Annotated in this window: 1 protein-coding gene and 1 pseudogene; one reads left to right on the top strand and one right to left on the bottom strand. The window is 62.8% G+C overall.

Going from position 1 to position 1960, the window contains the following annotated elements:
- Window positions 1–691, bottom strand: a pseudogene (locus ILT46_RS11955) (IS3 family transposase); the annotation flags it as partial.
- A gap of 60 nt (window positions 692–751) precedes the next feature.
- Between ILT46_RS11955 and ILT46_RS11950 the strand changes: the two are divergent.
- Window positions 752–1876, top strand: a complete 1125-nt coding sequence (locus ILT46_RS11950) for an IS110 family transposase (RefSeq protein WP_199504864.1) — start codon at window positions 752–754, stop codon at window positions 1874–1876.
- The last annotated feature ends 84 nt before the right edge of the window (window positions 1877–1960 follow it).

The following is a 1960-nucleotide window of genomic DNA, read 5'->3' as shown; positions in this document are numbered from 1 at the left end:
TTAAGAACTCGTCCCGCAGGCGAGCGTTGAAGCTTTCGATGAACCCGTTTTGGTAGGGCTTGCCCGGCGCGATGTAGTGCCACTCGACGTTGCGCTCCTTCGACCAGCGCAGGATCGCCATGCTGGTCAGTTCGGTGCCATTGTCGCTGACGATGGTGTGGGGCCGTGCCATCCTCTCGAACACCGCTGCATCCAGCTCACGCCCGACCCGTGCGCCCGAGATCGACGTGTCGGCGATCAGGCGCACGCACTCCCGGCTGTAGTCATCGACCACGGCGAAGATCCGGAACCTGCGCCCGCAGGCGAAGGCATCGGATACGAAGTCGAGGCTCCAGCGCTGGTTCGGCCCCTGAGGTATCGTCATCGGTGCCCGCGTGCCCAAGGCCCGCTTGCGACCACCACGACGGCGCACCTGCAGCCGTTCCTCGCGATAGAGCCGTCGGAACTTCTTGTGGTTCATTGTCCATCCTTCCCGGCACAGCAGCCAGTGCAGCCGCCGATAGCCGAACCGGCGTCGCTGGCTGGCCAGTTCCCTGATACGCTCTCGCGCCGTGTCATCGTCGGGCCGACGGCTGACGTAACGCACCATGGTCCGGTCAACGCCCAGCACCGCGCAGGCACGACGCTGGCTCACCTCGAACACCTCCTGGAGATGAGCCACCGCCTGCCGCCTGGCACCGGGCGCTAGAATTAATGAGACGACCCACCCTGTCCTACCACGCATGTTCTGCGGACCGAGAAGGAGGTACTGATGAGCATACGCAACCAACCAAGAGATGCAGCCGTGTTCGGCGTCGACATTGGCAAGACGATCTTTCACGTGGTCGGCCTTGATGCTGCCCACGCGCCGATCCAGAAGGCAACGTTCAGGCGAGAGACCTTGCTGCAGTTCTTCGAGCGCGCTTCCCCAGTGCTGGTCGGGATGGAAGCGTGCCCGGGCTCGCAGTGGCTGGCACGCAAGCTGCAGGCGATGGGGCATACGGTCCGTATCGTGCCGGCACAGTTCGTGAAGCCTTTCGTGAAGTCGAACAAGAACGATATCATCGATGCAGAGGCCATCGCAGAAGCCGTGACCAGGCCGACCATGCGCTTCGTCGAGATTCGGACTCCTGAGCAGATCGACCTGCAAGCGCTCCACCGGGTTCGAGACCGGATGATCGCCCATCGAACGAGGCTGATCAGCCAGATGCGCGCTTTCTGCCTCGAGTATGGCATCGCGATCCATCAGGGGGCGGGCAAGTTCAAGGCCGAGATACCACGCGTGCTGGCAGATGAGACCAACGAGCTTACTCCTTCGATGCGCCGCATCCTGACAGAGGTTCACGGCGAGATGATGGAGCTCGAACAGCGCATTGCAGCCATGAACCAAGAGATCGAAGCCATCGCTGCGCGCAGCGATACCGCACGGCGCCTGATGACCGTGCCGGGCATCGGCCCGCTTGCCTCGACCGCTTTATTGGCNCGCAGCGATACCGCACGGCGCCTGATGACCGTGCCGGGCATCGGCCCGCTTGCCTCGACCGCTTTATTGGCGGCAGCCGGTTCCGGGCACCAGTTCGCCAAGGCTCGTGATCTTGCTGCCTGGCTCGGCTTGGTGCCGCGCGAACACTCGACCGGCGGGAAGACCAAGCTGCTCGGCATCAGCAAGCGCGGCAACAAGTATCTGCGAAGGATGATCGTCCATGGTGCTCGATCCTGCGTCACGCATCTTGACCGCAGCCGGGACCGACTGGGACCATGGCTCGATGGACTTGAGAGTCGGATGCACAAAAACAAGGTCACGGTTGCCTTGGCAGCCAAGATCGCTCGCATCGTCTGGGTGATCCTGACCAAGCCGGGTGCTACCTACGAGCGGCGCGTTCCAGCGTTCGGCTGAACGAAGCCGCCACCAACTGCGAGGTTCGTGAGAGTGATGACGAGACAGTGGACCAGCGCATCGTAAGCCCCTGCAAAAAAGCGG

This window comes from Qipengyuania sp. YIM B01966 (assembly GCF_016461955.1).
In the GTDB taxonomy this organism is placed as follows: Bacteria; Pseudomonadota; Alphaproteobacteria; order Sphingomonadales; family Sphingomonadaceae; genus QFOP01.
This window is presented reverse-complemented; position numbering and strand designations above follow the sequence as displayed.